We start from the raw sequence: 25554 nt of genomic DNA, 5'->3' as shown, positions 1-25554 counted from the left end.
GGACAGGAGCGTGAGTCAATGAAGGCGTGGGAACATTTCAAAACCATAAACCATCATAAGATGCTTGTAATGAAAGGTTGTTTCAGGGCAGGGTTGTATAAGCAGGGGCTGCTGCATGATTTATCCAAATATACGCCTACGGAGTTTTTGGTAGGCTGCAGATATTTCCAGGGAAATTTGAGCCCCAATAATATGGAGCGGAAGGAGAAAGGGTATTCCTCCGCATGGCTGCATCACAAGGGAAGAAACAAGCACCATATGGAATACTGGATTGATTATGGCGTGGGAGAAAAAAAGGGAATGACAGGCATGAAAATGCCGATCAAATATGTGGTGGAAATGTTTATTGACCGAATGTCCGCATCCAAGAATTACCAGAAAGAGAACTATACAGACAGCAGTCCGTTGGAGTATTATGAAAACGGAAAAGCATATCATATGCTCCATCCGGACACCAGAATTCTGCTGGAAAGGCTGCTGCATATGCTGGCGGAACATGGAGAAGACTATACGTTCCGCTATATTAAAAAAGTAGTGCTGAAGAAAAAAGATTACGGGAAGCGCCCTGGAAGCGCTTCCGCGCTTTGTTGCACTCATAAAAACTGATTCTTTTCCGGCTGATAATAGCAGTCGATAGCGGCCAGAGAAGCAGTCAATTCTTCGGAAGAAACATCCAGGCTTTTGCAGAGTTCTTCCAGAGAAGGATACTGGTTTCTCAGCCGTGTATTGACGAAGCTAAGCAGAATCACCGGGTCTTTGGGCATATTCATGTTACAATCACCTCCAACTGAACTATCAATCATGAAATCACTGACAGTATAGCTCTTTTTGGGTATGCTGACAAGAGAATTTTCCAAAACTGCGGCTGTCCCCAAAGTATTTTCCGGTTGGAAAGGCACTTCAAAGGCTGATTTTTCATAGAATGTAATAAATCAGCTTAGAGGTGCTTTTTTTGAAAACATTTTTAATGCCGCTGAACGCCGAGGAAGAAAAATATTATTTGGAAAAAATGAAAGAGGGCAGCCTTGAAGCTAAAAATACCCTGATCGAACGAAACTTAAGACTGGTAGCGCATATTTCCAGAAAATATCAGAACGGGGAAGAGGATATGGAAGATTTGATTTCCATTGGAACCATCGGGCTGATTAAGGCGATATCCACCTTTAACTATGAGCGGGGAAACCGGCTTGCCACCTATGCTGCCCGCTGTATTGACAATGAATTGCTGATGTATTTCAGGGGAAAGAAAAAAACGTCCCGGGAGGTGTCTTTGTATGAGCCCATCGGAACGGACAAAGAAGGAAATCAGATTAATTTGCTGGATGTGGTGGAAAGTATGGACCGGGACATTTTTGAAATTATAGAGCTGAAAGGAAATACAAGAAAAGTGTATGAAATGATTCCGAAAGTGCTAAGCGGCCGTGAGCGGGAAATTATCGAATGGCGGTACGGACTGTACAACCGCAAACCGGTAACACAGCGGGAAATAGCGGATAAACTGGGAATCTCCCGTTCCTATGTCAGCCGGATTGAGAAACGTGCCCTGGAAAAATTAAAATTATGTTTTGAGTAAAGAAAACTTTATAGGAAATCCTGATCTGGTTGTTGCAGAATAAAAAGAAACGTGTTATGATAGATTTATCTTTTTTCAAAGGGCGTATCTGCCCGCATTCCCAACCAGCACAAAGGGAGGTATTTTGTACAGTATTGTATCAACAGCCATCGTCTGCGGAATTCAAAGCGTTCTGATTCAGGTGGAAGCAGATGTGTGTGATGGGATGCCCGCATTTGAAATGGTGGGCGTATTGTCCTCTGAGGTAAAAGAGGCAAAAGAGAGAGTGAAGGCTGCCATCCGCAACAGCGGTATCCGGCTGGCGCCAAGGAAAGTTACTGTAAATCTCTACCCAGCGGATATCCGCAAAACAGGAACAGGATTTGACTTGCCTATCGCTCTTGCAGTGTTATCTGCTCACGGCAGGGTTCCTCAAGATCATCTGGAGGGCATTCTGTTTGCCGGGGAAATCAGTCTCAATGGGGAAATCCGCGCTGCCGGCGGCATTCTCCCCATGGTTCTGGCAGCCAAGGAAGAAGGAAAGCATACCGTCTGCGTTCCCAGGGAAAATGTAAATGAGGCCGGAATTGTAAAGGGAATTACAATTCTGCCGGCGGATAATCTGAATCAGGTGATTGCTATGGTAGAAACCTTCCACAGGTCGCCGGAGAAATTTCAGACAAGTAATATTATAGAAGAAACAAGGCAGGAGTTTTCCTGCCCAGAATTTGACTTTGCAGGAATCCATGGACAGAAGGTATTAAAACGAGCCTGTGAAATTGCGGCGGCAGGCCGGCACAATATGTTGATGGTAGGAGCGCCGGGAGCAGGAAAGACCATGACAGCCCAGGCTGTCGCAACGATTCTGCCGCCCATGACGGAAGAAGAAGCTTTGGAACTTGCCAAGATCTACAGTGTCAGCGGCCAGTTTGAACAGCGGGAAAAAAATTTCAGGACAAGACCTTTTCGCAGCCCTCATCACACGGTAAGCGCCGCAGGGCTTGCCGGCGGCGGAGCAGTGCCCAAGCCTGGGGAATTAAGCCTGGCCCACAAAGGAGTATTATTTCTGGATGAATTGACAGAGTTCAAAAAGGAGGCGCTGGAGGTGTTGCGCCAGCCTTTGGAAGAGAAAGTCATCCGTTTGGTAAGGAGCGCAGGCGTCTATCGCTATCCGGCAGATGTGATGCTGATTGGCGCAATGAATCCCTGCAGCTGCGGCTATTATCCTGACAGAACCCGCTGCACCTGTTCTGCGTCTGTGATTGAACGTCATTTGAACAAGCTCAGCCGGCCGTTTTTGGATCGGATGGATCTTACGGTGGAAGTGAAACGACTGCCATTGGCGGAGGTTATTTCCAAAGAACCGGAGGAAGCTTCCAGTGTGATACGAAAGCGGGTACAGCAGGCGCAAGGGATTCAGAGAAAACGTTTTGGGGACAGCGGCGTTTCCTATAACAGTCAGATACCAGTGTCCTGTATCGAAGAATTCTGCCCTATGGAACCGGAGGCGGGGAAGATGCTTCAGGAATCCTTTGAACGGCTGGAAATGAGCGCCCGGGGCTATTATCGTACCATACGCATAGCGCGCACCATAGCGGATCTGGGCCATTCCGAGCAGATTTGCCGGGAGCATGTCGTGGAAAGCCTGATATACCGGGGGATTGACAGAAAGCTGTGGGTGATGGAATGAAGAATAAGTACGAGTATTGGCTTTCTGCCCTTCCCATTCTTTCCGGCAGGAAAAAAGTCCGAATGCGTTCCCTGCATCAGGAAGCCGAAGAACTTTACCGTATGAAACCGGAAGAACTGCAGGCGCAGCTTGGATTAACCGAGAAAGAAAAAGAGGCTTTGGCTCTGGGGCAGAAAACGCCGGAATCGGAATTGGAAGAAAATATGGAATTCTGTATTCAGAATGGAATCGGGCTGATCAGCTATTGGGAGAAAGAATATCCCAAAGGTCTGAAAAATATTTACAATCCTCCCTATGGTCTGTATTTCAAAGGGGCCTTTCCCAAAGCCTCCGATCCTGCAATTGCAGTGGTAGGGGCCAGAAATTGTTCTGTCTGGGGGCAAAAGACGGCAGAACAGATTGGCTTCCGGCTTGCAGAATGCGGCGTCTCTGTGATCAGCGGAATGGCTCAGGGCATTGACGGCGCAGGCCATCTGGGAGCGCTGCAGGCTCTCAGTAAGACAGAGGCTGCTGCCGGCCGAAGAAATACAGAGCCTTTGGGACGTTTTCAGGAAGCAGGGAAGACCTATGGCGTTTTAGGCTGCGGCATTGACGTCTGTTATCCGGCAAGTCACAGAAGACTGTATGAACAACTGGTAAGGCAGGGCGGAGTGATATCGGAATATCCCCCTTCCACCAGGCCGCGGGCTATGTTATTTCCCCAGAGGAACCGGATTATCAGCGGACTTTCCGATGGGGTGATTGTGGTGGAGGCAAGGGAAAAAAGCGGCGCGCTGATCACAGCAGACTTTGCCCTGGAGCAGGGAAAGGAAGTTTATGCAGTGCCAGGGAGGATTACAGACGGTCTGAGTCAAGGGACGAATCGGCTGATTCGGCAGGGGGCAGGAATTTTTTTGTCAGTGGAAGACTTTTTAAAGGAAATGAAGCTTTTTACAGATTTTATGAAATCTTCTGTGAAAAATACAAAATTATCACTTGAAAAATCAGAAAGGTTGGTGTATAGTTGTCTGGATTTAAGTCCAAAGAATTTGGACAGGCTTTTGACAGAAACAATGCTTTCTATCCCAGAGCTTATGGAAAATCTGGAATCTCTGAGGAAGAAAGGATGTATACTGGAAGTATATCATAATTATTATATCAGGTCGGAAGTTTCTGACTTCGCATAAAGGATAATTAAAGGAGCAGGCACATGGCAAAGTATCTTGTAATCGTGGAATCACCGGCAAAGGTGAAAACAATCAAAAAATTTCTTGGGAAGAATTATGAAGTGGCGGCTTCCAACGGACATGTGAGGGATTTACCCAAAAGCCAGCTTGGAATTGACGTGGAACATGATTATGAACCAAAATATATTACCATCCGGGGAAAAGGGGACATTCTTGCCAATCTTCGAAAGGAAGTAAAGAAAGCGGAAAAAATATATCTGGCAACGGACCCTGACCGGGAGGGGGAGGCCATTTCCTGGCATTTGTCTAAAGCGCTGAAATTAGAGGATAAGCATGTATACCGGATTAGCTTTAATGAAATCACTAAGAATGCAGTGAAGACCTCTTTGAAACAGGCCAGGGAAATAGATATGAATCTGGTGGATGCGCAGCAGGCAAGGCGTATGCTGGACCGGATGGTGGGTTACCGGATCAGCCCTCTGCTCTGGGCAAAGGTAAAGCGGGGCTTAAGCGCCGGCCGGGTGCAGTCCGTGGCTTTAAGGATTATCTGCGACAGAGAAGAGGAGATCAATGCCTTTATTCCGGAGGAATACTGGACTCTGGAGGCGCAGTTTGCTGTTCCTGGGGAGAAGAAGGCTCTTACGGCCAAATTCTATGGAGATGAAAAAGGAAAGCGGACCATAGGTTCCCGGGAAGAAATGGATGAGGTTTTAAAGAAGCTGGAGCAGGAACAGTATCAGGTGCTGGATGTGAAAAAGGGGGAACGCACCAGAAAGGCGCCTCTGCCTTTTACTACCAGTACGCTGCAGCAGGAAGCGGCAAAGACGCTGAATTTTTCCACACAAAAGACCATGCGCCTGGCTCAGCAGCTCTATGAAGGTGTGGATATTAAGGGACAGGGGACTGTTGGTATTATTACTTATCTGAGAACCGATTCAGTTCGGGTTTCTGAAGAGGCGGATCAGGCGGCAAGAGAATATGTCCAGACCTCTTACGGTGAGAAATATGTGGCTCACAGCGGGCAGGAGTGCAAAGGGGCCGGCAAGATTCAGGACGCCCACGAAGCAATCCGTCCTTCGGATATTACAAGAACTCCGGTTATGATGAAAGAATCCTTAAGCAGAGATCAATTCCGTCTGTATCAATTGATTTGGAAACGTTTTACAGCAAGCCGTATGAGCAGTGCAGTATATGAAACTACCTCCATACAGATTGGCGCAGGAGACTTTCGGTTTCATGTGTCTGCATCCCGAATTGCCTTTGAAGGGTTTATGTCAGTTTATACCAGTGAGGAGGATGAAAAGGGAGAAAATAACGTCCTGTTGAAATCTATTGATAAGGATACAAAGCTTACGTTAAAGGAGCTGGAGGAGAAGCAGCATTTTACCCAGCCTCCGGCACATTTTACCGAAGCGTCCCTGGTAAAAGCCTTGGAAGAACAGGGCATTGGAAGACCCAGCACCTATGCGCCTACCATCACTACGCTGCTGGGGAGAAGATATGTGGTGAAAGAGAATAAGAATCTGTACATTACAGAACTGGGAGAAGCAGTAAATTCCATTATGCTGGAAGCTTTTCCAACGATTGTGGATGAGCGTTTTACTGCCAATATGGAATCTCTGTTGGATAAAGTGGCAGAGGGGAGTGTGGAATGGAAAGCTGTGATCAGCAATTTCTATCCGGATCTTGAGGAAGCGGTGCAGGCTGCCGAAAAAGATCTGGAAAAGATCCAGATAGAAGACGAGGTTACAGATGTGGTCTGTGATCTGTGCGGCCGGAATATGGTAATTAAATACGGTCCCCACGGAAGATTCCTGGCGTGTCCGGGATTTCCTGAGTGCCGCAACACCAAGCCCTATTTGGAGAAGATTGGCGTGGCCTGTCCTCAGTGCGGAAAAGAAGTCGTCCTGAAGAAAACGAAAAAGGGCAGAAAATATTATGGCTGCGAGGATAATCCGGAATGTGATTTTATGTGCTGGCAGAAGCCTTCCAGTGAGAAATGCCCGGAATGCGGCGGATACATGGTAGAAAAAGGCAATAAGCTGGTCTGCGCAGAAAAACAGTGCGGATTTGTAAAAGAGAAACAAAAAGAAGAGCAGAATCAGTGATAAAAATAGTTAGAAAATATGAGATGCTGCCAAAGAAAATGTGAAAAATGTCAGAAACTTATTGAAATTTGTCGGAAACCATGGTAGAATTCAAAATAATACAACAGGTGTACAGACTTTAACATGGGAGGAGTTTTATGGGTGTCCAGTTGTTAGATAAGACAAGAAAAATCAATAAATTGCTGCATAACAATAATTCCTCGAAAGTAATCTTTAGTGATATTTGTGAAGTTTTAACAGAGATTCTGGATTCCAATATCCTTGTCATCAGTAAAAAAGGAAAGGTACTTGGAACCAGCCGCAGCGAGGGAACGGAAGAAATCAAAGAATTGATTGCAGACGAAGTGGGAGGGTTTATTGATCCGCTGTTGAATGAGCGTTTGCTGGGCATTCTGTCCACTAAAGAGAATGTCAATTTAGAAACACTTGGATTTGTTTCAGAGGATGTGCGCAGATACCGGGCGATTATTACTCCCATAGATATTGCAGGGGAGAGGCTGGGAACTCTGTTTGTATATCGGCTGGAACAGCAGTATGATATTGATGATATTATCTTAAGTGAATACGGAACAACCGTGGTAGGCCTTGAGATGATGCGTTCTGTGAATGAGGAAAGCGCAGAAGAGAATCGGAAGGTACAGATTGTCAAATCTGCAATCGGTACACTTTCTTTTTCAGAACTGGAAGCGATTACACATATTTTTGACGAAATGGAAGGCAAGGAAGGCATTCTGGTGGCAAGTAAAATCGCAGACAGGGTAGGAATTACCAGAAGCGTTATTGTCAATGCATTGAGGAAATTTGAAAGTGCAGGGGTGATAGAATCCCGCTCTTCAGGGATGAAGGGCACTTACATAAAAGTATTGAATGACGTGGTATTTGACGAATTGGATAAGATTAAAAAAGAGAATATGAAACATAACTAAACGGATTTGGTTATTTGAGTACAAAAGGGATTTGTAGGAATGGCTATAGATCCTTTTTGCGTGCAGAAAGGAGAAGAGAGCAGCAGGTTCTGGAGGAGAATTTTTTACAGATCAGGGCATGGTTGTAAAAGAGGATGCAGCAGCCGGAGAACCATGAAAAATAGAAAATGTATATTAAAAGTATATTAATAGGAAAGAAGGATAAAAAAAGAACCAAATAATATTGAAAAATAGTCGAAAATTGGAAGAAATGGTAGATATATCGACAGCAGAACACAAGATAAGGTAAAAATTACAGGAAAACTACAAAAAATGCTTGCATTATTATTAGGATAATTTATAATATAGTAGAATAGAATTTTTAATGAAAGCATGTAATAGGAAGAAAGCACTGAAAAGCGAAAGGAGGTTTGCGGAGATGATAAGCAGCGGTATTTATGATTATATTGATATCATGGGGAAAGCGGCGGACGCAGCCTGGCTGCGGGAAACTGCCATCAGTCAGAATATTTCCAACGGAGACACGCCAGGGTATAAGCGGCAGGATGTGAATTTTGAAGGGCTGCTCCAACGGGAACTTGGAAAGATGAAGTATGTTTCACTGGATGAGAAAGTCAGCGATATCAACAAAGGCCATATGGATCATCTGGATGCGGAGATTTATACCGATATTGAGAATTATTCCTATCGTTTGGATGGCAACAGCGTAGATCCAGAACAGGAGTATGCGGAACTCGCATCTACAAGGATTCAATACAATGCGCTGATAGACAGTATGACCAAAGAATTCCAGAGAATTAAGAGTGTTATTAAATAGAACGAAATAGAAGCTGGGAGGAAAGAATATGTCATTATTTCAGTCATTTGATATTAATACATCAGCATTGACTGCGCAGCGTTTCCGTATGGATGTGATTTCTGAGAACGTTGCAAATGTCACGACTACAAGAACAGAAGATGGAACGCCTTATACCCGTAAGATTGTAACATTCCGGGAGAAGAAGGTAACGCCCTTCAGCAAAGTGTTAAGCAATACTCAGGAAGCTTACTTGGGCAACGGCGTTAAGGTTTCCAAAGTTTCCGAGGATACGGAAAGTGAATATGTAATGAAGTACGATCCGTCCCATCCGGATGCGGATGAGAATGGATATGTGTCATATCCGAATGTAAATATTATAACAGAAATGACGAATATGATAGACGCCAGTCGGTCTTATGAGGCGAATTTGACTGCATTTGAGACCAGTAAGGCAATTGCATTAAAGGGATTGGAGCTTGGCAAGTAACTTTTGTTTTGCTGAACCAGCCGTTTGGCTGTGCGGACAGGAGGTTATGAGCCGCAGATAAGAAACAGGGTCAGGGAGGCTTTTTAATTATGGACATATCAGTATTAAGCAGTGTAGGGTCAGAGTACATAAAAAATGCGGCGCTGAAGAATGAACAGCTTACCGTAGGGGACAAAGGATTTGAAAGTGTGCTTCAGTCGGCAATGGATATGGTGAATGAAGCAAATGATGCACAGAACAAGTTAGAAGAAGCAGAGATGCAGTTTATGCTGGGGTATGCGACTAATACCCATACTTTGACGGCAATGCAGGAAAAGGCAGACATTACTTTGAATTATACCACAACAGTCAGAGATAAAATGCTTGAAGCCTACAAAGAGATTATGAATATGCAGATTTAATGGAAACGAATGAATATCATATGAACGGGATGGGTGGAGAGTCACATGCAGGAAAGAATTAGAGAGGTTCCTCAGAGGGTCCTCGAATGGTGGAATAAGTTTTCAGTGAAACAGAAAACTTTGATTGCAAGTATCGCAGTTGCGGTAATCGTAGGGCTGATTATTGTCACGAAGATATTGACGACGCCTACGATGGTGCCAATCAGAAGCTGTGTGGATACGAAGGAAGCGGCCCAGGTGAAAGAATTGTTGGACGGAGAGGGCATTTACTTTGAAGTCTCGGACGATGGGCTTGATTTTCAGGTGAGAGCGCAAGATAGGGCGAATGCTTCGATTTTATTGGGAGAGAATGGAATTCCGGCTTCTTCCTATGATTTGAATAATGTATTTGAAGGCGGTTTCAGTACCACAGAGGCAGATAAGACCAAGCGTTATCAGTTATACCTGGAGAAACAGTTAGAAGAGGATTTGCAGCAGTTAGACAGTGTGAATTCTGCAACAGTCAATTTGAGCATGCCGGTGGATGACGGAACAGTACTGGCATTGCAGGAGGATTCCTATGCTGCAGTTACTTTGTCTTTGTCCGGAGAGATGGATGAAGATACGGCGGCAGGACTGGCAAGATGGATTGCAACGGCAATCGGCAATAAGGGAACAGATGATATTTCAATTATGGATACTTCTGGGAATATGCTGTTTTCCGGCGGAGATTCCGCAACAGCTATGGGAGCGGCCAATACGCAGCTTTCCTATAAAACTAAAGCCGAGAGCGCAGTAAAAAGCCAGGTCAAAGATATCATGATGGGAACCAATGTTTTTAACAATGTTTCCGTGGGATTAAATCTGGATGTAAGTTTTACAGAGACCAAAGAAACCAATCATGAATATTCTACGCCAGACGGAGAGGAACATGGCCCGGTGTCCAGCAGGAGGACATTCACATCAGAGACAACTGGCGGTGTGGAAGGCGTTCCGGGAACGGATACGAATGATGATGATACCGGATATATGCTGGAAGACGGAGCAGCTTCCAGTCAGACAACAGAAGAATTAAATGAAACGTATAATACCAATGAATTGATTCGGGAGAGCACTGGCGGCATTGGGGAAGTAAATTATGAGAATTCCTCTATTACAGTAGTGGCCAGCCAGTACCAGGTGTATAATGAAGATGCTCTGCGGGCAAGCGGCCAGTTGGATGATATGACGTTCGATGAATTTGTAGCGGCAAACCGTGAACGTGTACGGATGGATCTGGATGAAGATTTTGTGCAGATGGTGGCAAGGGCCACCGGATTTCCGGAAGAAAATGTCATGGTAGTAGGATACGAGGTGCCGTTTTTTGAGTATTCGGACAACAGTGGCCGGGGTGTGATGGATTATCTGCCAGTGGCAATTGCACTGATTATTATGGCAATGCTGGGATATGTAGTATTTCGCAGCACCAGGCGGGAACAGCAGGTTGCAGAAGTGGAGCCGGAGCTTTCCGTAGAGTCGCTTCTGGCGTCTACCAAAGAAGCAGAAGAGGATTCCCTGGAGGATATCGGATTCTCTGACAAGTCAGAGACACGTATCCTGATAGAGAAATTTGTTGATGAAAACCCAGAAGCAGTGGCTTCTTTGCTGCGAAACTGGCTGAACGAGGAGTGGGAATAGAGTTATGGCAAATTCAGAAGAATACAATGGCGTCCAGAAGGCGGCAATATTGTTGATTGCGCTGGGACCGGAAAAATCAGCTTCTATATTCAAACATCTGAAAGAAGAAGAAATTGAAGAACTGACTCTGGAAATTGCCAATACCAGAAGCATATCTCCCCAGACAAAGGAAGATGTATTAAATGAATTTTATCAGGTTTGTCTGGCACAGCAGTATATTGCAGAAGGCGGTATCGGTTATGCGAAGGAATTGTTGGAAAAGGCATTGGGAGAGGAAAAGGCGCAGGGAGTTATTTCCAAGCTTACTGCTTCTCTTCAGGTACGTCCCTTTGAGTTTGTGCGTAAGACAGATCCGGCTCAGTTATTGAACTTTATCCAGGATGAACATCCCCAGACAATCGCTATGATTTTATCATATTTGTCTGCGGGGCAGTCAGCCATGATTATCGGTTCTCTGGTTCCGGAGAAACAAGCGGATGTTGCAAAGCGTATTGCTTTGATGGATAGGACTTCACCAGATGTAATTAAGGAAGTGGAGCGTGTGTTGGAACGAAAACTTTCTACTTTAGTAAATCAGGATTATACAATTGTTGGCGGTGTGGATGCGATTGTTTCTATTTTGAATACCGTAGACCGGTCCACAGAGAAGCATATTATGGAAACTCTTGAAATTGAAGAACCAGAATTGGCAGATGAAATCCGTAAGAAGATGTTCGTATTCGAGGATATTCTTCTCCTGGACGATCGTGCGATTCAGCGTGTGCTTCGGGATGTGGATAATAATGATTTGGGTATCGCCCTGAAAGCGGCCAATGAAGATGTACAGAATGTAATCTTTAAGAATATGTCCAAACGTCTGGCAACCATGATTAAGGAAGATATGGAATTTATGGGGCCGGTGCGTATGAAAGATGTGGAAGAAGCACAGCAGAAGATTGTAGGTATTATACGTAAACTGGAGGATTCAGCAGAGATTGTAATCTCCAGAGGCGGAGGTGACGAGATCGTTGTCTAATTTGTATAAGCAGCGGCATATCGTTGCCAATAATAACAATGCAAGGATTATCAATTCCAATGCCCGGGTGGAAGAACGGATGCAGGAATTGAGACGGGAGATGGCCCAGAAGCTGATGGAACAGCAGTCAGCGGATGGTTTTGTGGAAGGGCTGCCGATGGAATTGGTGGATGCAGTTCCCAAGGAAGAAGAGGTTAGTCCTGAGGAACTGTTGGAAAATGCCAGACAGGAAGCGGAAGAAATTCTTGCCGAAGCCCGCAGCCGAGCGGAGGCAGTTCTTGCCCAGGCCAATGAACAGGCGGTTTCCATTCGGAAACAGGCGGAGGAAAGCGGCTATGAAAGCGGCTATGGCAGCGGCCTTCAGGAAGGAAATGACAAGGCTGAAGCAGAACTTGCTGTCAAGAGAAGCCAAATGGAGGAAGAGCAGCGTCGGATAGAAGAAGAATACCGGCAGAAAATAGAAGAATTGGAGCCGTATCTGGTAAATATTGTTGCAGACGTGTTTGAAAAAGTATTTCACGTACAGTTTGACGATAAGAAAGAGATTTTGATTTATCTGATACAGCAGACAATTTTAAACACGGAAGGCACAAAAGATTTCCAGGTAAGGGTGAGTTTGAAAGATTATGAGTTTATGGAAAATCATAAGAATGAGATTACAGAACGGGTTGGAGACGCCGTACATGTGGAGATTATGGCAGATGCAAGCTTGAAGGAGAGACAATGTATGATTGAGACGGATTCCGGCGTATTTGACTGTGGATCAGACGTCCAGCTCGATAATCTGATAAAAGCACTGCGGTCATTAAGTTTGTGAGGAAGCGATATTGTGACATATAATTTGGATAAGTATTATCAATTAGCAGACAGGAATTATTACAGACACCTGGGGAAAGTGGTAAAAATTGTAGGACTTACGATTGAGTCTGTGGGACCAAATGCCAAACTGAATGACTTGTGCAGGATCATTATTGATAAGAACAGGAATATTTCAATTATGGCGGAAGTAGTTGGTTTCCGGGATAAGAGACTGCTTCTGATGCCTTATGAGAGCGTAGAGGGATTGGGCGTAGGATGTATCGTAGAAAATACGGGACATCCTTTGTCTGTTTGTGTAGGAGATGAGATGCTGGGCCATACACTGGACGGTATGGGAAGGCCTACAGATATCGAAGAACTGACTTTGCGGGAGGAATATCCGGTAGATGCGCCGCCGCCAGATCCCATGGAAAGAGTAATTATCAGCGAAGTGCTTCCTCTGGGAGTGAAAGCGGTAGATGGTCTGATTACAGTGGGAAAGGGACAGAGAATTGGTATTTTTGCCGGTTCTGGCGTTGGAAAGAGTACGCTGCTTGGCATGTTTGCAAGAAATACGAAGGCAGATATCAATGTGATTGCACTGATTGGAGAGCGAGGCAGGGAAGTCAGAGAATTTATCGAGAGGGATATGGGAGAAGAAGGAATGCGCAGATCCGTTGTGATTGTAGCTACTTCTGACAGGCCGGCGCTCCTTCGAAGGAATGCAGCCAAGACTGCCACTGCCATTGCAGAGTATTTCAGGGATCAGGGCAAGGATGTATTGCTGATGATGGATTCCCTGACACGTTTTTCCATGGCTCAGAGGGAAATCGGCCTTGCTTCTGGAGAACCGCCAGTAACCAGAGGGTATCCGCCCAGCGTGTATTCTGAGATGCCAAAGCTTTTAGAGCGGGCAGGCAATTCAGATAAAGGCTCCATTACTGGACTGTATACCGTTTTGGTAGACGGAGATGACTTTAACGAGCCGATTACGGATACTGCAAGAAGTATTCTGGATGGACATATTATGCTGGACCGGAGACTGGCCCATAAGAATCATTATCCGGCCATTGACGTGCTGCAGAGTATTTCCCGTGTTATGAGTTCGATTGCAGACAGCAGCCACAAAGAAGCAGCGGGGAAATTGAAAAATGTAATGGCAACTTATCAGGAAGCAGAGGATTTGATTAATATTGGCGCTTATAAATCCGGCTCTAATAAGAATATAGATTATGCCATAGAAAAGATTGATGCAGTAAATGAATTTCTGCTGCAGGAGACCCATGATAAGTTTTCCTTCGAAGAAATTATAAGTATGATGGAAGGATTGTTCTAAACTATGGCAAAGTTTACATATAAGATGCAGAATATCCTGAATGTGAAATATAAATTAGAAGCACAGGCAAAAACTTCTTTTTCCCTGGCAGCTGTACGGTTGAATCAGGAGGAAGAAAAGTTGGAAGGGCTGCGGCAGCGGAGACGGGCATATGAGAGCCATGCCAGAGAATTGGTGGCAGACCGTCTGGATTTTCAGGAAATCAAACTGAACCGCATTGCCATTGAAACGATGAAAGGAGCCATTCAGAATCAGGTGGTTGCAGTTCATGTGGCGGAACGTAATCTGGAACTTGAGAGAAAGAAACTGCAGAATGTAATGACAGAACGGAAAACCCATGAGATTCTCAAAGATAAAGCCTTTGAGGAATTTAAAAAGGAAATGGAAAAGGAAGAAAGCAAGGCGGTGGATGAACTGGTAAGTTTTACCCATAATCATGCCGAGGAAAAATAAGGTGGTGGATCATATGGCAGAAGATATCTTAGAGCAGGCAGGCGAAGAAGGCGGCGCTTTGGATAAAAAGGCCCAGAAGAAAGCAGAAAGAGCCAGAAAGAAAGAAGAGAAGAAACAGCGAAAAGCAGAGAAGAAACAGATGCAGGAAGAAGGGGACACAGCAGAAGAAGAGGAAAGCGGCGGAAGTAAAATCGCAGTGATTCTTGCCACAATTGTGTTTATTGCCATATGGCTGGCGATTCTTGCCCTTATTATTAAGATGGATATCGGCGGGTTCGGTTCCACGGTGCTGCAGCCCATTTTAAAGGATGTTCCTGTCATCAACAAGATATTACCAGAGACAGGAGAAGAACCGGTAGTGGATGCTCAGTATCCTTATACTACATTGAATGAGGCAATTGATCGGATTAAAGAGTTGGAGGTTGAACTTTCCAATACCCAATCCCAGTCTCAGGGCAATTCTGATTATGTGGCGCAGTTGGAAGCAGAAGTGGCAAGATTGCGGGAGTTTGAGAATGAACAGTCTGCTTTTGAAGAGGAAAAGACGAAATTCTATAAAGAGGTTGTGTTCAATGAGAATGCACCCGATATATCTGAATATAAGGCATATTATGAGAGTATTGATCCTGCCAATGCAGAAGTGCTTTACAAACAAGTGGTACAGCAGCAGGAGGCAGATGCAGAAATCGAAGAATATGCCAAGACTTACTCAGAGATGAAGCCTAAGCAGGCAGCGGCAATTATGGAAGCTATGCAGGATAATCTGAAATTGGTGGTAAAGATTCTGGAGAATATGGAGACAGACTCCAGAAGTGACATTCTTGCAGCCATGAATGCAGAAGTGGCAGCAAGAATTACCAAGATGATGGAGCCGTAGGGCAGAAGTTTTACGACAGTTACAGAGTTATGTACTCTGCTTTGCGGCAGAAAGTAAAATAACTATGGTTATAGGGTTCTATAAGGAATCATATAATAAATAATCTGAAAGAAAGGAGGAAAAGGGATGACAAGCAGCAAAATATCCCAGATGGCAGCAATGATGCGGGCTTCTGAACTGGTTAGCGCTCAGAAAAATTCCCAGCAGGATGGCAGCCCCGCATTTGGAGCCTTGTTGAATCAGACTTCTGGCGGGAACAAAGAAACAAATCTCTGGAATGGAAATGCAATTCAGCCGCCTAAGGCAGAACTGAATAATCAGGCTGCTTTTGTGAAGGAAACCGCAGGCAGCAGTTTTAAGGATCATGCAATTACGCAGAATAATGCTGGAGAAGCTCAGAACAAATTACCAGAGGATGCCAAGGAGAAGCTGGATGCTTTTGAAGAAAAAGTCACGGAAACAGTGGCCGAAGAACTGGATGTGACAGAGGAAGAAGTCAAAGAAGCTATGGAAGCACTTGGAATGACCGTAATGGATTTGACGGATCCTTCCAAATTAGCAGATTTGGTTATGAAGCTGACCGGAAGCGAGGACATTGGTTCTCTGTTGTTAAGCGAGGATTTTCAGCAGATTATCGGGGAAATTAAAGACTTGACGCAGGAATTGATGGCACAGTTAGAACTTTCACCAGAGGAGCTGCCGCAGGCAATGGAACAGTTAGAGAATCTGCTTACAGCGGATCTGGAAGAGCAGCCAGGAGAATTGCCAGAGCAGTATTTGCAGCCAGAATTGGAAGGGCAGGTTGCGGAAGCTTCTGAGAAGACGATGGAAAACAGCGGGGAGGTATTGCAGAATACATCTGCCGAAGCCGCAGTATCCGATCAGAAGGTAAAAGAGATGGATGGTCAGGAGCATGTGGCAGAGACTGACGCTCCGGAAGAAGTGGAACAAGAACAGCAGAGCCAGAAAACGGAGGTACAGAATCAGACTGATTCCGAAGAGTACGGCCAGGAAGATTCTTCTGAAAAATCCTTGTCTGATACTTCACAGGGTTCCAAAACAACAGAAAAGTCAGACAGTCCCCAACATCATGTCACATACCAGACGACAACTCAGACTGTGAATCAGGGACAGGCATTAGAGGTGACGCAGACAGTTGTCCAGACCAGAATAGACGTGGAAGATATTATGCGTCAGGTCAGCCAGATGACCCGTGTAATGGTCACCCAGGCAGAATCTTCCATTGAGATGCAGCTGAATCCGGCAAATCTTGGAAAAGTTTATTTGCAGGTGATTTCCAGAGAGGGAATGATTACAGCTCAAATCGCAGCTCAGAATGAAGCGGTAAAAGAAGCCTTAGAGAATCAGGTTGCCATATTGAAAGAAAATATGAACCAGCAGGGCATCAAAGTGGAAGCCATTGAAGTTACCATTGCAAGCCATGAGTTTGAGCGCAATTTGGAACAGAACCAGCAGAATATGCCGGGAGAACAGCAGGAAGCTGATTCAGGAAAATCTACCAGAAGAAATATCAATCTCAACAGCCCGGAGGAATTAGAGGGCGGGTTGTCTGAAGAAGAAGACCTTGCCGCTAAGATAATGGCAGAACAGGGCAACAGTATGGACTTGACGGCTTAAGTTAAGGATAGTTCTATTCTGAGAATATTTGCTTAAAATTAAATCAGGAATAATTAAATCAGAAAATAATAATTTTAGAAAGGAGAATTTTATGGCAGTTACAGTACCAGTACAAAACGGAGAAATTGTGAATGGTTATGATCCTGCGAAAGAAGCAGAGGAAGCCAAGAAAGAGCGAAGCGGCGGCGCACTGGGCAAAGAAGCGTTTCTTCAGCTTCTGGTAGCGCAGATGAAATATCAGGACCCATTAGAGCCTACTTCCAATACAGAGTATATTTCCCAGCTTGCAACATTCTCATCTTTAGAGGAAATGCAGAATATGCGCGCATCCCTGGAAACATCCCAGGCTACCAATCTGGTAGGCAAGACTGTAATTATGGGAATTGACGTTAGCGGTGAGACAAAATATATTTCCGGCAGGGTAGATCAGGTTCGGAAGGAAGGAAGCAAGATTTATCTGTCCATCGACGATTCCTGGTATAACATTGATGATTTGGATACCGTAGTGGATGATGAATATCTGGAGGCAACTCTGATTGCAGAAGACTTTGAGGAAGAAATCGGAAAGATGCCGGATCCCAGCAAGCTGCTCCTTTCGGATAAAGAGAAACTGGCGGCGATTACAGCGGCGTATAACAGTCTTACCGCTTATCAGCAGGCACATATCAAGCAATATTGCAAAGATGCTTACACGAAGTTTGAGAATCTGGTAAAGAGGATGAACGAACTGAGCCCGCCAGATACAAATAAACCAGATGATTCCGGAGACGGAAAGGATGACGCCACTGCTGGTGGAACCGGAGGCACAGAAGGTGGCGGAACCGGAAGTACAGAAGGAAGCACGACATAGCGAAACTGTGTTTTCTTAGCGAGAGGTGCGGCAGTACCAGAACAGTAACCATTGCCTGAGTTACTTTTCAGGCAGCACAGAGGACGGCAGGGAAGCTTTAAGAACGGAGAGATATCATGAATAAAATTTCAAATCAATTCTCTTCCATTGAACAGGTTACAGAACAGTATCTGAAAAAAAGCAGTCAGGGATTGACAGCTCCGGAAGGAGAATTGTCCTTTGGTGATATATTAAAACAGAAGCAATCAGTAAGTAACAGTTCTGCGCTGAAATTTTCTAAGCATGCGTCCTTGCGCTTGCAGAGCAGGAACATAGAGCTTTCTACGGAACAGAAGGAACGCTTAGAGACAGGGGCAGAAAAGGCGGAAGCCAAAGGGATGCGAGAATCCCTTGTAATTGTAGATTCCTATTCCTTTATTGTGAATGTGCCCAATAAGACGGTAGTCACAGCAATGGATCAGACAGAGTCTGAAGAAAATGTATATACAAATATCGACGGAGCCGTAATTATCTAGCCGGACCGAAACAGGAGGCAGAAGGTCCTGGAATGACAGAAGGGGCCTTACGGCAGTCAAGAATTAGGAGGTCATTTCGTTATGATGAGAGCATTGTATTCTGGTGTGTCTGGATTGAAAACACATCAGCAGAAGATGGATGTAATTGGTAATAATATTGCAAACGTAAATACCGTTGCCTTTAAATCATCTAGTACCACATTCAGTGAGATTATGTATCAGAACATGTCCGGTGCATCTGGTGCAACCGCTACTAAGGGGGGCGTTAACGCCAAGCAGATCGGTCTTGGCGTTACCACAGGTTCCACGTCCATAAATATCAGCTCACCTGGAGCAACACAGACCACCGGAGACGGCTGGGACTTAAAGATTACCGGAGACAGCTTCTTTATTGTAAATAACGGTTCCGAGAACCTTTTTACCAAGGCAGGAGCTTTCTATGTTGACGGAGCCGGCAACCTTGCCACCAAGGCAAATGGATATACGGTAATGGGATGGCAGGTAGATCCCACCACTGGAACCATCCGTAAGGATACTGTGTCTGCTTTGAAGATTATGACAGAAGAAAACATGACTTCTCCGCCTGAGGCGACCACGGAAGCAACCTGCAGCGGCGTTTTGGATTCCACGAATACTCAGGCGAATTCCGACGGCGGATATGTATTGTCCTTGAATTTCTATGATGCGCTGGGGTATAATTATACCGCTAAATTTGCAGTAAAAACAATTGATCCGGACGCAAAGACATATTCTGTGGAATTGTCGGATATCGTGGACTCTAGCAACCGTTCTATTTTGAATGAATATGCTGCAAGGAATAACCTGAGTTTAGATGCGGCAAAAGCAAATCTTTTTGGAGATGCAGCCGCAGGTGAAACTGGTACAGCAGTTACCAGAACCTTTAAATTGCAGCCGGGATTTGAATATGTCAATGGCCAGATTAGAGATAAAGATGGAGTTAATTTAAATTATGACGCCAATACGGGCACTTATAACAACGGCGGGGCTATCAGCTATTCTGTTACGGATGTATTCGGACTTACAGGGTCTCAGCTGGAGAATTTTAATCCTGCAAATATTGTGGGGGTGGGCACTTCTGCAGAATATCCGTATACAGAGAATGTTGTAGGCTATCAGCTGGCCTTTAACCCAGGCGGAACCAATGCCGGTACCTTTAATTACATTGGCGCACAGGGAAATAGCAGCGTATCCTTCAACATGGGCGCACTTGGCACACAATTCCAGAATATCAATGTTGATTTTAGTCAGACAACATGTTACGATAATGCAGGAAGCTCTACGATGGATTTGGTAAAGGGAGCAACAGATAAGACCACCGGCACCGGTAAGAAGCTGGGCGACCTGACTAGTTTGGAGGTACGTCAGGACGGACAGATTTTTGGAAGCTATGACAACGGAAACACCGTATTGCTGGGACAGATTGCAGTTGCAGTGTTTGCCAATCCCTCTGGTCTGGAGAAGCTGGGAGACAACTGTTACCGCGCCACATTGAACTCCGGTGAGTTCGATGGAATCGGCCAGGACATCACCGCAGACGGCGGCAAGATGGACAGCGGCGTTTTGGAGATGTCCAACGTAGATCTTTCTACGGAATTTACGGAAATGATTACCACCCAGAGAGGATTCCAGGCGAATTCCAGAATTATCACAACTTCTGACACCCTGTTGGAAGAGCTGGTGAACCTGAAACGTTAATAAAAAGTAAAGCTGGAATTACGGCATGGTAATCAGCATGGAAATATAATATTGGGGAACTGTACCATAGTTCCCCAATCTACTGTGAGGTGAAGCTCCATGATAGAAGTTACGAAACTAAATGGTTCGACGGTGCTTGTCAATGCAGAATTAATTGAAAGCGTGGAGGAAACGCCGGATACTGTCCTTTCTTTTGTAACTGGGAAGAAATTAATTGTAAAAGAAAGTAGACAAGAGATAAAAAATTTAGTAATATTATACAAGAGAGAAATTATGACGACCGGTCTTCCCTGGTTGGAAAAAGAATAGCTTATGAAATATCACTCCATAAGCATGATTTACGGATAGAATATATTTCATGGATGAAAAGGGCAGGTGGCTAAAGTGGATATAGCGTCTATATTGGGTATTATACTTGGAATTTTTTTGTTTGTGTTTGGAGTTATCAATGGTGGAGGTAACCTTACGAGGGACTTCTGGGATGTGCCTTCCGTTATCATCACCATCGGAGGATCTTTGGCTGGTACGTTGGCCTCCCATAAACTTTCGGATTTCATTAATGGTCTGAAATCCATTACACTGACATTTAAAGACACAAAGGCAGATGTAAGCGAAGTAATTAAGAACATTATTGATTTGTCAAATATAGCAAGAAAAGAAGGGCTTCTGGCATTGGAAGAAGCTGCGAACGGAATTGAAGATGAATTTTTGAAAAAGGGCGTCATGCTGGTGGTTGACGGTACAGATCCAGAACTGGTAAGAGGAATTATGGAAGCGGATTTGCTCAGCGTGGAAGAGCGGCATAATGTAAATATTGGATTCTGGAAGGCATGGGAAGGTCTTGGCCCTGCCTGGGGTATGATTGGAACTTTGATCGGTTTGATCAACATGTTGGCAAAGCTGGATGACCCTTCTACCGTAGGACCATCCATGTCAGTGGCGTTGGTTACCACATTGTATGGTTCCTTGATTGCCAACTGGCTCTGTAACCCTACTGCGGCAAAGCTAAAGGTAAATAATGACGAAGAAATCAGAATTAAAGAAATTACAGTGGAAGGTCTTCTGTCCATTCAGGCTGGTGAGAATCCACGTGTAATTGAAGAAAAATTAAAATCTTTCCTGTCTCCGAAGATGCGAGAAGGCATGACGGATCAGGGCGGAGGTGAAGAATAGTGGCAAAGAAGAAGAAAAAGGATTCCGGCGGCGGAACAGCCAACTGGATGAATACCTTCGCAGACTTAATGAATCTCCTACTTTGTTTTTTCGTTCTTCTGTTCTCCATGTCCTCTGTGGATGCGGATAAGTTTGAAGCGCTGGTGCAGTCCTTAGAGCACAGCTTCAGCATCCTGCCCCAGGGAGGTTCCTCAATCGGAGATGGACAGATGGTGGCAGCAGGCGTGAACCAGCTTCAGTTATTGGATCAGTATTATATGGAAGCTTCCAATTCCAAAAGCAAAGAAGAAGGAGAAGATAACGAGAAAGAGGAAGACAATCCGGAAGAGGCATTGAAGCAGGAGATGACGGAAGCTGGTTTGAAAGAATCGGAAGAAATGGCGGAACAGATTGAGAAGATGCTAGAAGAGCAGAGAATTGGAGAACAGGTAGAAGTGGATTCTAACGCCCAGTTTGTTCGCATTACATTAAACGGTGCACTGCTGTTTGATTCCGGCCAGTCACAGATACGGGAAGATGCGCTTCCGCTTGTGGATAAATTATCATTGATTTTAGAAAATTATGACAGCAGTCTGATTGATATAGAGGGACATACTGATAATGTTCCCATAAGTAACGAACAGTATGAGAATAATGATGTGTTATCTGCTTACCGTGCATTTGCGGTGAAGAATTATGTATTAGGAAAGACTGCTCTGGAAGCAGGGAAGATCAATGCGACCGGATGCGGGGAATATAATCCTGTGGCAGATAATGGAACGCCTGAGGGACGGGCAAGGAACCGGAGGGTGGAGATTAAAATATACAATTCGTATAATTCAAATTAGAAAGGAAAGACAGCAATGAAAAAGAATCTAATGAGTGTTTTAATTTTGGCACTGGTACTTGCGAATCTGGTTTTAACAGCGATCTTGATGATTTCTGTTGTGCCTCAGACAAAAAAAGCGAATGAGTTGATTACGAAAGTGTGTTCCGCCATTGATTTAGAATTAGAAGGCGGCAAGGATAATTCCGCTCTTAATATTCCGATGGATCGGATAGAAACTGTCAGCCTTTCCGATGGGGAGTCTCTCACCATTAATCTGAAGACAGGGGAAGACGGTGAGGCGCATCATGCAGTTATCTCTGTATCGCTTGCGTTGGATAACAAGAGTGAAGGATATAAAACTTACGGACCGGATGGAATTTCTGCCAAGGCAGATCTGATTCGAGATGAAGTAAATAAAATTGTGGGAAGCCATACCATTGAAGAAATGCGAGAAAGCCAGGCTGATGTGCAGGATGAGATTCTTGCCCGTCTCCGCCGGATGTTTGATTCTGATTTTATTGTAAGTGTAGCATTTCCTACTTATACTTATGAATAAAGAAACTTATACCAATCAGAAAATTACAAGATAAATGTCAGGTGGTGAGAGAAGATGGGCGAGGTCTTATCGCAAAATGAGATAGACAGTCTGCTGAGCGCTTTAAGCAATGGTGAACTGGATGCGGATGAGATTAAGGACACAGGAGAGAAACAGGTTAAGGATTACGATTTTGCAAGGCCTGCGAAGTTTTCTAAAGAACATCTCAGAACGATGGAAATTATATTTGAACATTACGGAAGACTGTTGTCAACGAATCTTCCTGCGTATCTGAGGAAGAATATACAGATAGAAGTAATGAATTCGGAGGCAGTTACATATTCGGAATTTTCCAATTCCCTGACGAATCCGGTGCTTTTGGGAATCGTGAACTTCGCACCGATGCCGGGCAGTATCATTATAGACCTGGCGTCCAATCTGGGTTATGCCATGGTGGATCGTATGCTGGGCGGGGAAGGAGTTCCGCTGGAACGGAGCCGTGATTTTTCGGAAATTGAGCTGCTGATTATTGAACGTATTATGAATGTATGCATTAACCTGCTCAGAGAGCCTTGGGAGAATGTAACTGAAATACATCCAAGACTGGAACGGATTGAGACAAATTCTCAATTTGCGCAGTTTATTTCTCCAAGTGAGATGATTGCTATTATTACAATCAATATGAAGATCGGCGATGTGGAAGGTATGATGAATATTTGCCTGCCCTATATGACATTGGAAGATGCTATGGACAAATTGAATACCAAGTATTGGTTTTCTACAATGCAGGCACGGGGGGAGCAAGAGTATACGGAAATTATTGAGTCCGTTATTTCCAAAGCTCCTATGCCGGTTAAGGCAGTTTTAGGCAAAAGCGTAATTTCTGTCAGTGATTTTATAAATCTTCAGGTTGGAGATATTGTTCGTTTAGATAGAAAAGTAGAAGATGAATTGGATGTATATGTTGGAAATATTAAGAAGTTTACTGCTTTGCCTGGTGCGTCTGGCGATCTGTATGCAGTAAGAGTTACATCAGTAATCAGAGAGGAGCAGTGACGTTATGGATGGAATGGATGGAATGGATGGAGTTTTATCACAGGAAGAGATTAGCGCTTTGTTGAATGACGATTCCGGTTTGGATGCAGTTAATGGAGCAGATGATTTTGGCGTTCTGACGCCGGATGAAATTGATGCGATAGGCGAGATTTCCAATATCAGTATGGGAACAGCAGCCACAGCGCTGTTTTCTCTGGTAAACAGGAAGGTAGATATTTCTACGCCTGTAGTTACCTTTGCTACCTGGGATGATATTGTAGAAGCATATGAAAGACCCTGTGTGTTTATCAGAATTGCTTATACGGTAGGTTTGGATGGAAGCAACCTTTTGGTATTGAAAGAACAGGATGTTAAAATTATTACAGATTTGATGATGGGCGGAGATGGCACGAATCTGGAGGGTGAATTGGGAGAACTTCATTTAAGTGCAATCAGTGAAGCAATGAATCAGATGATGGGAAGTGCAGCTACATCTCTGTCGTCAATGCTGAATAAGATGATTGATATCAGTCCGCCTTCCGCTGACCTGGTAGATTTGAAAGATACCATAAGCGGAGAAGAAATTGATGAATTTCTGGCAGGCCGTTTTGTAAAGATTTCATTTAAAATGGAAATTGGAGATTTGATTAACAGTGAAATTATGCAGTTGTATCCGTTTTCTTTTGCAAAAGAAATGTGTTCCAGTGTTGCAAATAATATGGAGGCGGATGTTTCTCCTGCACCGGCAGATGCAGCGCCCGCATCTCAGCCTGCACCGGCACCCCAGCCTGCGTCGGCACCTCAAATGGGTCAGCCAATGATGCAGCAGCCAATGATGGGTCAGCCGATGATGCAGCAGCCAATGATGGGCCAGCCGATGATGGGAATGCCTATGGGTGATATGTCTCAGATGTATGCTCAGCAGCCAGTCAATGTACAGCCGGCTCAATTCCAGGCATTTTCCGGTGATTTTAATCCGATTACCCAACAGGAGAATATTGGGCTGATTATGGATGTTCCTCTTGATGTTACAGTGGAACTTGGGAGAACCAGTAAATCAATTCATGATATTCTGGAATTTGCGCCAGGTACAATCATTGAATTAAATAAGATTGCAGGGGAACCGATTGATGTGTTAGTAAATGGTAAATATGTAGCCAAAGGCGAAGTAGTAGTACTGGAAGAAAATTTTGGCGTACGTATTACCGAAATAATAAATAACTAAGAAAACAAATAATTTAAAGTGATATCAAGGAGAAGAAGACATGGCAAAGAATATTTTAATTTGTGATGATGCAGCATTTATGAGAATGATGATCAAGGACATTCTTACCAAGAATGGCTACAATATTGCAGGGGAAGCCGAGAATGGCCTGAAAGCAGTAGAGAAGTATAATGAGACAAAGCCGGATTTGGTGCTGATGGATATTACCATGCCGGAAATGGATGGAATTCAGGCATTGAAGCAGATTAAGTCTGCCGACCCCTCTGCATGTGTGATTATGTGTTCTGCAATGGGCCAGCAGGCAATGGTTATCGAAGCGATTCAGTCTGGGGCAAAGGACTTCATTGTAAAGCCTTTCCAGGCAGAGCGTGTGTTGGAAGCTGTAAAAAAAGTAGTTGGATAGCATGGTTTTACTGGAAATTTCCTCAGGATGGGAGAGTTTTTTCCAACTGGTTGGCATATTGTTGATTTTCCTGTTTGTGCTGGTGCTTACGTATCTGGTTACAAAATGGATTGCGGGTTACCAGCAGGGGATCACACTTCATCGAAATATACAGGTGATGGAAACATTTCGGGTAAACAATAATAAGTTTATTCAGATTATTCAGGTTGGAAAAAAATATCTGGTTATTTCCGTCTGTAAAGATACGATAAATGTACTGACAGAATTAACAGAAGATCAATTGACTTATTTTCCGTCTGCAGAAGACAGAAAAGAAATCAAATTAAATGAGAGTTTTCAGGAAATACTAGATAACTTGAAGAAAAAAATTCCCAGGAAGTAGGAAAAGCGCG

28 protein-coding genes are annotated in these 25554 nt (G+C 44.3%); 27 read left to right on the top strand and 1 reads right to left on the bottom strand.

Translation table 11 applies throughout. The annotated features are described in order from the left end of the window. Positions 1 to 18: 18 nt before the first annotated feature. Entirely contained in the window at positions 19 to 606 is a 588-nt protein-coding gene (locus tag E5329_RS07630) for a DUF5662 family protein (protein WP_135988975.1), read from the top strand. Here E5329_RS07630 and E5329_RS07625 read toward each other — a convergent pair. Beyond that, positions 594 to 770, bottom strand: coding sequence for a DUF4250 domain-containing protein (locus E5329_RS07625; protein WP_135988974.1), 177 nt, complete (start codon positions 768 to 770; stop codon positions 594 to 596). The genes E5329_RS07630 and E5329_RS07625 overlap by 13 nt on opposite strands. A gap of 182 nt (positions 771 to 952) precedes the next feature. Between E5329_RS07625 and sigK the strand changes: the two genes are divergently transcribed. The 26 genes from sigK to E5329_RS07495 all read left to right on the top strand — a co-directional run bounded on the left by sigK (position 953) and on the right by E5329_RS07495 (position 25544). After that, entirely contained in the window at positions 953 to 1573 is a 621-nt protein-coding gene (gene sigK / locus E5329_RS07620) for an RNA polymerase sporulation sigma factor SigK (protein WP_135988973.1), read from the top strand. Between the two features lie 124 nt (positions 1574 to 1697). Beyond that, complete coding sequence (locus tag E5329_RS07615; RefSeq protein WP_135988972.1) at positions 1698 to 3242, top strand: YifB family Mg chelatase-like AAA ATPase; 1545 nt, start codon at positions 1698 to 1700, stop codon at positions 3240 to 3242. Further along, positions 3239 to 4408, top strand: a complete 1170-nt coding sequence (locus tag E5329_RS07610; RefSeq protein WP_135988971.1) for a DNA-processing protein DprA — start codon at positions 3239 to 3241, stop codon at positions 4406 to 4408. Before E5329_RS07615 ends, E5329_RS07610 begins: the two co-directional genes overlap by 4 nt. Positions 4409 to 4431: 23 nt before the next feature. Further along, positions 4432 to 6516 carry a type I DNA topoisomerase gene (topA, locus tag E5329_RS07605; RefSeq protein ID WP_135988970.1) on the top strand — a complete coding sequence of 695 codons (2085 nt, stop codon included), beginning with the start codon at positions 4432 to 4434 and terminating at the stop codon, positions 6514 to 6516. Positions 6517 to 6653: 137 nt separating this feature from the next. After that, the gene (codY, locus tag E5329_RS07600) at positions 6654 to 7442 is read left to right on the top strand and encodes a GTP-sensing pleiotropic transcriptional regulator CodY (protein WP_135988969.1); all 789 of its coding nucleotides are present in this window, start codon (positions 6654 to 6656) and stop codon (positions 7440 to 7442) included. Between the two features lie 418 nt (positions 7443 to 7860). Further along, positions 7861 to 8259: a flagellar basal body rod protein FlgB gene (gene flgB, locus E5329_RS07595; protein ID WP_135988968.1), complete on the top strand. Its 399-nt coding sequence runs from the start codon at positions 7861 to 7863 to the stop codon at positions 8257 to 8259. A 28-nt stretch (positions 8260 to 8287) separates the two neighbouring features. Continuing rightward, positions 8288 to 8728, top strand: coding sequence for a flagellar basal body rod protein FlgC (gene flgC / locus E5329_RS07590; RefSeq protein WP_135988967.1), 441 nt, complete (start codon positions 8288 to 8290; stop codon positions 8726 to 8728). An 89-nt stretch (positions 8729 to 8817) separates the two neighbouring features. Further along, a complete protein-coding gene (locus E5329_RS07585; RefSeq protein WP_135988966.1) occupies positions 8818 to 9129 on the top strand; it encodes a flagellar hook-basal body complex protein FliE in 312 nt (103 codons plus the stop codon). A gap of 45 nt (positions 9130 to 9174) precedes the next feature. Continuing rightward, positions 9175 to 10785 (top strand): flagellar basal-body MS-ring/collar protein FliF, encoded by a 1611-nt coding sequence (gene fliF / locus E5329_RS07580; RefSeq protein ID WP_135988965.1) that lies wholly within the window; start codon positions 9175 to 9177, stop codon positions 10783 to 10785. Positions 10786 to 10789: 4 nt separating this feature from the next. After that, positions 10790 to 11800: a flagellar motor switch protein FliG gene (gene fliG / locus E5329_RS07575; RefSeq protein ID WP_135988964.1), complete on the top strand. Its 1011-nt coding sequence runs from the start codon at positions 10790 to 10792 to the stop codon at positions 11798 to 11800. Continuing rightward, on the top strand, positions 11793 to 12617 hold the full coding sequence (locus E5329_RS30535; protein WP_275443099.1) for a FliH/SctL family protein: 825 nt from the start codon (positions 11793 to 11795) through the stop codon (positions 12615 to 12617). Before fliG ends, E5329_RS30535 begins: the two co-directional genes overlap by 8 nt. A 12-nt stretch (positions 12618 to 12629) precedes the next feature. Beyond that, on the top strand, positions 12630 to 13934 hold the full coding sequence (fliI, locus tag E5329_RS07565) for a flagellar protein export ATPase FliI (RefSeq protein WP_135988963.1): 1305 nt from the start codon (positions 12630 to 12632) through the stop codon (positions 13932 to 13934). Between the two features lie 3 nt (positions 13935 to 13937). After that, complete coding sequence (gene fliJ / locus E5329_RS07560; RefSeq protein WP_135988962.1) at positions 13938 to 14387, top strand: flagellar export protein FliJ; 450 nt, start codon at positions 13938 to 13940, stop codon at positions 14385 to 14387. A 13-nt stretch (positions 14388 to 14400) separates the two neighbouring features. Next, entirely contained in the window at positions 14401 to 15264 is an 864-nt protein-coding gene (locus tag E5329_RS07555; RefSeq protein ID WP_135988961.1) for a MotE family protein, read from the top strand. A gap of 126 nt (positions 15265 to 15390) precedes the next feature. Continuing rightward, positions 15391 to 16902 (top strand): flagellar hook-length control protein FliK, encoded by a 1512-nt coding sequence (locus E5329_RS07550; RefSeq protein ID WP_135988960.1) that lies wholly within the window; start codon positions 15391 to 15393, stop codon positions 16900 to 16902. Positions 16903 to 16993: 91 nt separating this feature from the next. Further along, positions 16994 to 17752: a flagellar hook capping FlgD N-terminal domain-containing protein gene (locus E5329_RS07545; RefSeq protein ID WP_135988959.1), complete on the top strand. Its 759-nt coding sequence runs from the start codon at positions 16994 to 16996 to the stop codon at positions 17750 to 17752. A 116-nt stretch (positions 17753 to 17868) separates the two neighbouring features. Beyond that, complete coding sequence (locus tag E5329_RS07540) at positions 17869 to 18267, top strand: TIGR02530 family flagellar biosynthesis protein (RefSeq protein ID WP_135988958.1); 399 nt, start codon at positions 17869 to 17871, stop codon at positions 18265 to 18267. 81 nt (positions 18268 to 18348) lie between these two features. Continuing rightward, positions 18349 to 19983 carry a flagellar hook protein FlgE gene (locus E5329_RS07535; RefSeq protein WP_135988957.1) on the top strand — a complete coding sequence of 545 codons (1635 nt, stop codon included), beginning with the start codon at positions 18349 to 18351 and terminating at the stop codon, positions 19981 to 19983. 99 nt (positions 19984 to 20082) lie between these two features. Further along, the gene (locus E5329_RS07530; RefSeq protein ID WP_135988956.1) at positions 20083 to 20292 is read left to right on the top strand and encodes a flagellar FlbD family protein; all 210 of its coding nucleotides are present in this window, start codon (positions 20083 to 20085) and stop codon (positions 20290 to 20292) included. A 75-nt stretch (positions 20293 to 20367) separates the two neighbouring features. Further along, a complete protein-coding gene (locus E5329_RS07525) occupies positions 20368 to 21156 on the top strand; it encodes a motility protein A (RefSeq protein ID WP_135988955.1) in 789 nt (262 codons plus the stop codon). Beyond that, a complete protein-coding gene (locus tag E5329_RS07520; protein WP_135988954.1) occupies positions 21156 to 21983 on the top strand; it encodes an OmpA/MotB family protein in 828 nt (275 codons plus the stop codon). The genes E5329_RS07525 and E5329_RS07520 overlap by 1 nt, the downstream gene beginning before the upstream one ends. A gap of 15 nt (positions 21984 to 21998) precedes the next feature. Further along, positions 21999 to 22520, top strand: coding sequence for a flagellar basal body-associated FliL family protein (locus E5329_RS07515; protein ID WP_135988953.1), 522 nt, complete (start codon positions 21999 to 22001; stop codon positions 22518 to 22520). A 54-nt stretch (positions 22521 to 22574) separates the two neighbouring features. Next, positions 22575 to 23555, top strand: a complete 981-nt coding sequence (gene fliM / locus E5329_RS07510) for a flagellar motor switch protein FliM (RefSeq protein WP_135988952.1) — start codon at positions 22575 to 22577, stop codon at positions 23553 to 23555. Between the two features lie 22 nt (positions 23556 to 23577). Further along, positions 23578 to 24759, top strand: a complete 1182-nt coding sequence (fliY, locus tag E5329_RS07505) for a flagellar motor switch phosphatase FliY (protein ID WP_135989041.1) — start codon at positions 23578 to 23580, stop codon at positions 24757 to 24759. A gap of 40 nt (positions 24760 to 24799) precedes the next feature. Continuing rightward, positions 24800 to 25162, top strand: coding sequence for a response regulator (locus tag E5329_RS07500; RefSeq protein ID WP_135988951.1), 363 nt, complete (start codon positions 24800 to 24802; stop codon positions 25160 to 25162). A 1-nt stretch (position 25163) separates the two neighbouring features. Next, positions 25164 to 25544, top strand: coding sequence for a flagellar biosynthetic protein FliO (locus tag E5329_RS07495; RefSeq protein ID WP_135988950.1), 381 nt, complete (start codon positions 25164 to 25166; stop codon positions 25542 to 25544). The last annotated feature ends 10 nt before the right edge of the window (positions 25545 to 25554 follow it).

The sequence above is a fragment of the Petralouisia muris genome (genome assembly GCF_004793545.1).
Taxonomy (GTDB): Bacteria; Bacillota; Clostridia; order Lachnospirales; family Lachnospiraceae; genus Petralouisia; species Petralouisia muris.
This window is presented reverse-complemented; position numbering and strand designations above follow the sequence as displayed.